This window comes from uncultured Streptococcus sp. (assembly GCF_963511325.1).
Lineage (GTDB): Bacteria > Bacillota > Bacilli > Lactobacillales > Streptococcaceae > Streptococcus.
Genome location: NZ_CAUPII010000051.1, coordinates 1 through 8,071 on the forward strand (window position 1 = coordinate 1; position 8,071 = coordinate 8,071).

An 8,071-nucleotide genomic window follows, 5' to 3' on the forward strand; every position below is an offset into this window, starting at 1 on the left:
CAGAACTAAATCCTTTGCTTAAATTAATTGTCTAACTTTTTGGGGTCAGTACATTAGTTTCTACTATCTTTTTCTTAATCAACTAATTCATCAATCATACTATGTTTTAGTGGTAAACTACACATCACTAAAAGGAAAATAAAGGATGATTGAATCCAAAAGAGAGCCAAATCAAAAATTCCGTGCACAGCTACTACTGTCAAGAAAGAGAGGTAAAGTCCAAGAATAGGACGCTTACTAGGTACTTGACTCATATCAATCAACATTCGTACTGGAGTGGCAGAAGCAATCCCCAAGAGAACAGTACCAACAACTCCATAACTCAAAATCGTATCTATATAAATACTATGAGCATGTTCATGATAAGGTGCTCCAATACGAGGGAAAGAGTGCATGTAGGTTAGCGGTCCTTCACCCCAGAATGGATTTTGCTTAAACAAGGCCATTCCAGCATTCCAGATAGAAACACGTTCTTCCATAGATGAATCTAAGGTTCCCATTCGAACACCCAAATCACTAGAAAATAGAAAGGCTAAACCAACCCCAAAAACTCCTATACTAAGCCAGAAAGCACGCCAGTTCTTAATAGTTGTGAAGAGATAAATAATCGCTCCAAAGATGATGGCTGGAAAAGCTGTACGATTCTGCGTAAAGTTTAAACCGAATAAATTAGCAAAGATGGCAATCATAGAAAAGATTCGTAACCACCTTAACTTCGTTGTGCTAATTAGGTAAAAGCCAATCATGATACAGAAACAACAGATAATTCCATAGTAATTGGGATTAAAGAAGGCAACCTCCGCTCGATTTTGATGCCAAACCTGCATTCGTGGTGAGAGGAAGGTATAATCAAATTTCTTTACAATTTGGAAATGTTCCAAGGCTGCAAAGGCTGCTGCAAAGACACTTAATGCTAATATTCCTTCAATCGTCAACCTGAAAAATTTAGGAGTCAATTGAGATTGATAATAGTAAAAGAAGATGGCAAACAGAAACATGGCCACCGAAGAAACTACTCCCATCACATTTTGTGCCAGAAGAGAAATTGCAGTGCTATAAGCAATAAAAAAGAGCAAGACAGGGTGTTGAGACAAACGTTTCAAGATCCCCTTCATCTCCCCAGTATATACTAACCAAAGTAAGTAAGAGATAAAAATAATAACAAAAAGATAAAAAGGAAGAAAAATACTCAGAATAACTCCTAAAAGAAGTCCTTCTTGTTTCGATAAACTTTTTAACTTTTCAATGACACCTATTGATTTCACAACAGATCCTTTCCTTCTGAATATCACATTCAGATAAATAAGCTATTAAAACATTTTACCATTTTTCAAGCGATTTGAAAACCTCTTTGCCTCTATCATCCAAACTAAAACTGGGTAAAATTTTATAGTTAGCTAAGATTACTTGAAAATCGCTATCCCTTTTTTAAAAATATGGTACAATAAATCTAATTATTCCAGAAAGGGTCTAGCATGAAATCCTACCAAGAAGTCTATAAAATACTAGCTACTGAGACTGATTATCTAAGCGGAGAAAAAATAGCAGAGAGATTAAATCTATCTCGAACTTCAGTATGGAAGGCGATCCAACGTCTCCAACAAGAGGGACTGGAGATTGACAGTATCAAAAATCGTGGGTATAAACTTCTGGACGGAGACCTTATCTTGCCTCAGGAAATCGAAGCGAATAGTCCCATTACTGTCCAGTTTAAACCCTCAACAAAATCTACCCAAACCGATGCTAAAGAGGCTATGGAAGCTGGTGCCAAAGGGGATAAACTCTACCTTTCCACTAGCCAAACCATGGGACGCGGTCGTTTTCAACGTCCCTATTATTCTCCAGATAAGGGGGGGATTTACATGTCCCTTCACCTACAGCCTAATCTCCCTTATCAGGATCTCCCTGCCTACACACTCTTAACAGCTGGAGCTATCTACAAGGCTATCAAAAACCTTAGTTTAATCGACGTGGATATCAAGTGGGTCAATGATATTTATCTGAACCAGAAAAAAATTGCTGGTATTCTAACCGAAGCCATTACCTCCGTCGAAACTGGACTCGTTACAGATGTTATCATTGGGGTCGGAATCAACTTTTCTATCGCTGAATTTCCAAAGAATCTACAAACTAAAGCTGGAAGCTTATTTTCGCAACATACTCCCATTACTCGCAATGAATTGATTGCTGAAATTTGGAAATGTTTCTACGAAACAGAAGCCGATGAACTTCTCTATCTCTATAAAAAACGCTCAATCGTTTTAGGAAAAGAAATTTCCTTCAAGAAGGATCAGGAAATAATCACAGGAAAAGCCTGTGACATCTCTGACCAAGGTCAACTGCAGATAGAATTAGCAAACGGTGAAAAGATTTGGCTCAATAGTGGCGAAGTTTCACTGACTAAATGGTAGTTTTCCTATATCAAAAAAATCGACCTTTCTTATTGAAGGTCGATTTTTTTGATCTGTTATTTTTTCAAACGTTCAACGTCACGTGCAATGACCAATTCTTCATCCGTTGGAATTACCAGTACACGTACACTTGCTGCATCTGTCGAAATATCTCCGGTTGCACCAAAGACATTTTTCTCTGGATCTACATCACAACCGAACCAAGAAATCCCTGAAATAACATCTTCACGTACATTAGTAGAATTTTCACCGATACCTGCTGTGAAAATAATAGCATCTGCTCCATTTAGGACTGCAAGGTATTGACCAATATGTTTTTGGATACGGTCAACATACATTTCATAAGCCAAAGTGGCATCGTGATCTCCTGCCTCCATAGCAGCAATTACATCACGCATGTCACTAGATTTACCAGAAACACCCATCAATCCTGACTCACGATTGAGAATACGACTGATGTCCTCAGGCTTGTTAAAGTCCTCTGTATATTGCATTAAATAAGGAATGATGGCTGGGTCAATATCCCCTGTACGAGTTCCCATCATTACACCACCAAGTGGAGTGAATCCCATTGAGGTATCAACAGATTTCCCACCCTTAACAGCTGTAATAGAAGCACCATTACCGATGTGACAGGTGATTAACTTCAACTCTTCAAGTGGACGTCCCAAGAGTTTTGCTGCTTCTTGAGCAACGTACTGATGGCTTGTACCGTGCGCTCCGTACTTACGAACCTTGTTTTCTGTATAATACTTAGTTGGTAATGGATAACGGTAGGCTTTCTCTGGCATTGTTGTGTGGAATGATGTGTCAAAAACTGCTACACTAGTGATCTCTGGCAACAATTCTTTGAAGGCACGAATTCCAGCAGCGTTTGCAGGGTTGTGCAATGGAGCAAGAAGTCCTAGTTCTTCGATTTTTTCTAGAACATCCCCTTCAACAACTGTAGACTCTTTGAAGTATTCTCCACCTGCAACAACACGGTGTCCAACACCAGTAATTTCATCATAAGCTTTGATAATATCAAAACGGATCAAGTCATCAAGCAAGATTTTTACAGCCAAAGTATGGTTGTCAATGTCAAGGACTTGTTGTTCTGAGCGACCATCGAACTTAACTGTAGAAATAGAATCTTTCAATCCAATTCGCTCAATCAACCCTTTTGCTAATACTTTTTCTTCTGGCATTTGGTAAAGTTGCCATTTCAAGCTAGAGCTTCCAGCGTTAATTGCAATGGTTTTTGTCATAATGTTTCCCCTTTTTTAAGCGTTTTCAACTATTATATCAAAATTTATACTAGATTTCATGTTCTTGACACCAATTTTGAAAATTTTCCTTAAATTCCAACAAAATTTCAGGATCCCGAAGGCTAGTAAGTGGATAAACAAAGGGCTCTGTCCCTTCTCCCACCTTCTTTTGCAAAACAAAAATGGTCTTAGACTGGGCTCCTTGAGCGAATAGATCCTCTGGTAAAGCTATGATAGCGACTAGTTGAGCTTGATCAGTCAGCCAGGATTTCAAGAGATCACTCTGAGGACTCGTCAAAAGATCTGTTGGAGCAAGGAAAATAGCATAGCCTCCCGTCTTAAGATACTTGAGAGATTGCTCCATTAATAGATGATGAGCATAAGTATGTTCATCCTTTGCTGCCACTTGATAACGTGAGGCAATCTGATCGTCTGGGTAGTAGCCAATCGGGAGGTCGCTCACAATAAAATCACTTTCTTTTAATACTTGTGGACGTACTGCATCTCCTTGGACAAAGCCCATTTGAAGATCCATAACTTCAGCCATACTCGCTGCCAGATCAATCAAGAGGTCGTCTATCTCAATCCCTAGGTAATCTACCTTTTTGTTCATGGACGTTAAAAAGCTAGCCCCCAGAATTCCCATCCCAGAGCCCAATTCTAGTAGACTTAGATCTTTAGCAGGCCACAATTGCTCCATCAAAAAAATCATCAAGTGACCAATCGCATCTGGTGTAAACTGGTGGTTGGCCTGAAGAGGTTCTGTTTGTGCTGCCTTCATTAATAAGAATTGGTAGGTTCGTAACCACTCTTCTTTTCGAAGAGCCAATCGTTTTAAAGCTTGATTGTTTTTCTTGACATCTTCCAGATTTGTCTGACCATCCAGATAGATTCCATTTTGTTCAATCAAGGCATCGTAAAAATTTGTCGCCAAATCGTTTTGAATGATTTGGACATTTTCTAGTAAATAGGTATATGCTTGTTCAATTTTTTCAAAATCCATACCCTTATCTTACCAAAAATAATGTTCTTTTTCCAGATTTTCATGATAGTGAAAACAAATCATAACCACCCGTCAAACGGGTGGTTTGCACCAGGGCTATAAGCCCAAATTACCAGCCAGCGCCTAAAGACGCTGGCTTTCACGTTGTTCAAGCCTCATTGCTCTTGACTCGTCACTTGCCTCTTAAAGAGGCGTGAGTATTACTTGCCACTATCCCTAAAGGGATCCTCATATTCTTTTACACTTAATTTATCTAGTGCTATATCATGCTTTTCCTGATCTTGTATGTATTTCCTTATCGTGGCTTCATTAAGCCCTACTGTACTCACATAATAACCTTCTGCCCAGAAATGCCGATTCCCAAACTTGTACTTGAGGTTGGCGTGTTTGTCAAACATCATGAGTGCACTTTTACCTTTTAAATAACCCATGAAACTCGAAACACTTATCCTTGGTGGAATACTTACTAACATATGTACATGGTCTGGCATTAAGTGACCCTCGATAATTTCAACTCCCTTATAACTACACAAGCGATGAAATATTTCACCTAAACTACTCCGATATTGATTATAGATGACTTTTCGTCTATACTTAGGGGTGAACACAATGTGATACTTACAGTGCCACTTTGTGTGTGATAAACTATGAGACTTTTGTACCATGGTTTTCTCCTTTCGCTTTACAATTGGCTTGAACACCTTTATTGTATCGCGTTTGGAGTTTTTTTGGTATAACCTTCGACGCGCACCCGCATAGCGGGTGGTTTATTTGTCTCGCACCTAACGGAGCGAGACGGACTGAAAGTCACATAAAATTAAAACCTCTGAGATGACTCTCAAAGGTTTAATCATGACTATTTACTATTTTCGACAGCTGCTGTTACAAAAGCAGTGTAAAGTTCTTCTGGGCGGTTTGGACGACTTGAAAGCTCTGGGTGGTATTGACAAGCCACAAAGAATTTGTTTTCTGGAATTTCCACAATTTCGACCAAGCGGTTGTCTGGTGAAACACCTGAAAAGACAAAACCTGCTCCTTCAAACTGTTCACGGAAGCCATTGTTAAACTCATAACGGTGACGGTGACGGCGTTGCACCACCTCTTTGTTATGATAAGCTGCCGCTGCCTTAGAACCACGTTTTAACTTAGAAGGATAAAGTCCCAAACGAAGGGTCCCACCCATGTCCTCAACATCAATCTGATCACGCATGATATCGATGATAGGGTATTTGGTATCAGGATTTAGCTCTGCTGAATTAGCTCCTTCAAGACCTAAGACATTACGTGCAAACTCGATACAGGTCAACTGCATACCCAAGCAGACTCCCAGCATTGGTACATCATTTTCACGCGCATAGCGAATCGCTTCAATCTTACCTTCTGTTCCGCGTTGACCAAAACCACCTGGCACGATGATTCCGTCAGCGTCAGATAGGAGTTCTGCCACATTGTCAGCTGTCACATCGTTAGCATTGACCCAATCAATCTTGACTTCTGCATCATTGGCATAACCAGAGTGTTTCAAAGCTTCAACAACTGAGATGTAGGCATCTTGCAACTCAACATACTTACCAACAAGAGCAATCTTGACTTGTTTTTTGAGGTTCATGACCTTGTCAACCATAGCTGACCACTCTGTCATATCTGCTGCAGGTGCATCAATTTTCAAATGGTCACAAACGATTTGATCCATACCTTGTGCTTGCAGGTTAAGTGGGATTTGGTAAAGATGATCCACATCCAAGGACTCGATAACTGCTTCTGGTGCCACATCACAGAACTGGGCCAGTTTATTTTTAATTCCTTGTCCAGCTGGCTTTTCAGTACGGATGACCAACATATTAGGCTGGATTCCCAAACCACGCAATTCTTTGACAGAGTGTTGAGTTGGTTTTGTCTTCATTTCACCAGCTGCCTTGAGGTAAGGAAGCAAGGTCGTATGGATATACATGACATTATCTGCACCCACATCTGCCTTCATCTGACGAAGAGCTTCTAAGAATGGAAGTGACTCGATATCCCCGACTGTTCCACCAACCTCTGTAATAATGACATCAGAGTCTGTCGTAAGAGCAGCACGCTTGATTTTTTCTTTCAAGGCATCTGTAATATGAGGAATAACTTGGACAGTTGCTCCAAGGTACTCTCCACGGCGTTCCTTACGAAGAACTTCGCTGTAGATTTTACCAGTTGTCACGTTTGAGTATTTATTGAGGTTGATATCGATAAAACGTTCATAGTGACCCAAGTCCAAATCTGTCTCAGCCCCATCATCTGTTACAAATACTTCTCCGTGCTGGTAAGGGCTCATGGTTCCTGGGTCAATATTGATATAAGGGTCAAATTTTTGAATGGTCACCTTCAAACCACGGTTTTTCAAAAGGCGCCCAAGGCTCGCTGCAACGATCCCTTTCCCAATTGACGATACCACACCACCAGTGACAAAAATATATTTCGTAGACATAGATTCCTCTTTCTAAAATGCTCAAGGTCTTGTTCACTAATAGGGGATTGAGAAAACAAGACCTTCATCAATAACTACACCCCAAGAAGAAAAGCTTCCTGGAAAAATAAAAATAGCTCCCTAATAACTAGGGAGCTCCGACCTCTAAAAGAGGTGCCCGAACAATATATTACCTCAAAATGAAGCATTTGTCAAATAGAACAAATCGTTGACTTACCATTCTATTTTGCAGGAAACTTCTCAAAGTAACTTCCACTTATCTGACCAAAGTGGAAATTAGTCTAAAACGGATTTTTATGGTGGAATTAAGTGTGAGACGTTTGTGGTAGAAATGAGGCCTACTATGACCAAACATAAACACCTTACCCTTTCAGACCGTAATGATATCCAATTAGGTTTAGAGCGCGGTGAAACCTTCAAAGCTATCGGGCAACTTATTCTAAAAGATCCGACTACTGTTTCTAAAGAAGTCAAACGAAACAAACAAATTAGAGACTCTACCTTTAACAACCTTTCTTGCCCTCTACTCGATAAAGCTCCCTTTGTCTGTAATGGGTGCTCTAAAAGAAGACAAAACTGTGGCTATCAGAAAATCTTCTACCTCGCTAAACAAGCTCAAAAGCAGTACGAACAAACTATTGTTGAAGCTCGTGAAGGCACTCCTCTCAACTCTCAGACTTTCTGGGACATGGACAAAGTCATTTCTGATGGGGTTAAAAAAGGACAACACATCTATCATATCCTCAAGACTCATAACCTTAATGTCAGCTCCTCAACCGTCTATAGACACATCCGAAAAGGATACCTGTCTATCGCTCCTATTGATCTAGCTAGAGCCGTTAAATTCAAAGAGAGACGAAAAAGTAAGCTACCTTCCATCCCTAAAGAAGATAAAAAAGGCCGTTCCTATGAGGATTTCCTAAATTATTTGGCTCTTAAGCAACTA

7 protein-coding genes are annotated in these 8,071 nt (G+C 40.0%); 2 read left to right on the plus strand and 5 right to left on the minus strand.

All coding sequences use genetic code 11. The features are described 5' to 3' along the window. Positions 1–74: 74 nt before the first annotated feature. The gene (locus RQ973_RS09245; protein WP_311523786.1) at positions 75–1,265 is read right to left on the minus strand and encodes an O-antigen ligase; all 1,191 of its coding nucleotides are present in this window, start codon (positions 1,263–1,265) and stop codon (positions 75–77) included. Between the two features lie 210 nt (positions 1,266–1,475). Between RQ973_RS09245 and birA the strand changes: the two genes are divergently transcribed. Beyond that, on the plus strand, positions 1,476–2,411 hold the full coding sequence (gene birA / locus RQ973_RS09250; protein ID WP_311523787.1) for a bifunctional biotin--[acetyl-CoA-carboxylase] ligase/biotin operon repressor BirA: 936 nt from the start codon (positions 1,476–1,478) through the stop codon (positions 2,409–2,411). Between the two features lie 56 nt (positions 2,412–2,467). Here birA and RQ973_RS09255 read toward each other — a convergent pair whose 3' ends face one another. From RQ973_RS09255 to RQ973_RS09270, 4 genes are all read right to left on the minus strand, one after another. Next, complete coding sequence (locus tag RQ973_RS09255) at positions 2,468–3,658, minus strand: acetate kinase (RefSeq protein ID WP_311523789.1); 1,191 nt, start codon at positions 3,656–3,658, stop codon at positions 2,468–2,470. Positions 3,659–3,707: 49 nt separating this feature from the next. Then, complete coding sequence (locus tag RQ973_RS09260; RefSeq protein WP_311523791.1) at positions 3,708–4,661, minus strand: class I SAM-dependent methyltransferase; 954 nt, start codon at positions 4,659–4,661, stop codon at positions 3,708–3,710. Positions 4,662–4,861: 200 nt separating this feature from the next. After that, positions 4,862–5,326, minus strand: coding sequence for an IS200/IS605 family transposase (tnpA, locus tag RQ973_RS09265; RefSeq protein WP_311522332.1), 465 nt, complete (start codon positions 5,324–5,326; stop codon positions 4,862–4,864). A 191-nt stretch (positions 5,327–5,517) separates the two neighbouring features. Beyond that, positions 5,518–7,125 (minus strand): CTP synthase, encoded by a 1,608-nt coding sequence (locus RQ973_RS09270; RefSeq protein ID WP_311523793.1) that lies wholly within the window; start codon positions 7,123–7,125, stop codon positions 5,518–5,520. A gap of 343 nt (positions 7,126–7,468) precedes the next feature. On the opposite strand from RQ973_RS09270, the gene RQ973_RS09275 reads away from it, so the two are divergent. Beyond that, positions 7,469–8,071, plus strand: a 603-nt coding sequence (locus RQ973_RS09275; protein ID WP_311523795.1) for a helix-turn-helix domain-containing protein, incomplete at its 3' end; no start/stop codon positions are given.